Origin of the sequence: Flaviaestuariibacter flavus (assembly GCF_004337505.1) — a bacterium.
GTDB classification, from domain to species: domain Bacteria; phylum Bacteroidota; class Bacteroidia; order Chitinophagales; family Chitinophagaceae; genus Flavisolibacter; species Flavisolibacter flavus.
Map to the genome: position 1 here is coordinate 1 of NZ_SJZI01000027.1, position 1520 is coordinate 1520.

Genomic DNA, 1520 nt, shown 5'->3' on the forward strand with positions numbered 1-1520 from the left:
TTACGTGAGCCAGGTGAGCGGTAATGGCTGCGAAAGCCCGCGTGCCTCGATCGTGGTGACCACCAACGCGATCCCCGTGGCAACGGCACCTGCCAACCAGACGGTATGTGCCGGCAGCAGCACAACGGCGGTAACGTTCAGCGGCACACCGGCAACGGGTGTGGTATATAACTGGACCAACGACAACACGGCCATCGGGCTCGCCGCGAGCGGCACGGGAAATATCGCGTCTTTCTTAGCAACCAATACCGGCACGTCACCGATCACCGCTACGATCACCGTGACACCGACGCTCACCACCAACGGCGTCAGCTGCCCGGGGGCTCCGAAGACCTTTACCATCACGGTGAACCCGAAGACCGCGATCGTGACGCCGCCGCAGAACGTATCGGTTTGCGAGGGCGGCAATGCGACGTTTACCGTGACGGCATCGGGCACCGGGCCGCTTACGTACGAGTGGTTCGCTTTCGGCCCTACCGGCACCGCCAACACGCCTGCCGGCAGTGGCACCAACACGCTCACCCTATCGAATGTAAGCACCTCGATGAATGGCAACCGCTACCGGGTGGTTGTTACCGGCCCCTGCGGTGCGGTGACCTATGACTTCGCGGTGATAACGGTGAATGCGCCAGCAGTCTGCGCCAATGCATTGCCGGCAACAATTTCGGCGGTGGTGGCACCTGCCGGTACTTATACTTATGCATGGACCGTGCCTTCGGGCGCGGCGGCGGCGGGCAATGTGAGCAGCTTCCAAACCTCGACGGCTGGTACGTATTCGGTGACCGTTACCAACAGCAACAATTGCACAAACACGGGCTCGGCCAACCTGGTGATCAACCCCAACCCGACCGTTACGGTGAATACGCCGGCGCCGATCTGCAGCGGTGGCAGCGCGACGCTTACCGCGGGTGGAGCAAGCACCTATGCCTGGAGCCCGGCCCCGGGGCTGTCGGCAACTACGGGCTCGCCGGTAACGGCAAGTCTGACGGCGACAACGACTTATACGGTGACGGGTACTACCAATGGTTGTACGGGTACGGCGACTGCGACGGTAACCGTAAACCCGAAGGCCACGGCGACGCAGAGCCTGTCGGTTTGTTCGGTACAGCTGCCTTATAGCTGGAATGGGCAAAGCCTGACGGCTGCGGGAAGTTACCAGGCCGTGCTGCAGACTTCTCTTGGCTGCGACAGCACGGTGACCTTGACGCTGACGGTAAGAAATGGTGTGCATACCGACACCACCGCTACGGCCTGCAGCCAGTATGTGTGGAGAGGAACTACCTATACGGCTTCGGGCAACTATAATGCATACTCCACCGGTGTCAACGGCTGTCCCGACACCGCCACCCTGCACCTGACCATCAACCAGGGCGTGCATACCGATACCACCGCTACGGCCTGTACCTCCTTCAGCTGGAGGGGAACTACCTATACGGCTTCGGGCAACTATAATGCATACTCCACCGGTGTCAACGGCTGTCCCGACACCGCCACCCTGCACCTGACCATCAACCAGGGCG

1 protein-coding gene is annotated in these 1520 nt (G+C 61.3%); it reads left to right on the top strand.

Going from position 1 to position 1520, the window contains the following annotated elements; genetic code table 11:
• A partial coding sequence (locus EPD60_RS07880) for an immunoglobulin domain-containing protein (protein WP_165871467.1) occupies positions 1-1520 on the top strand: 1520 nt, incomplete at both ends.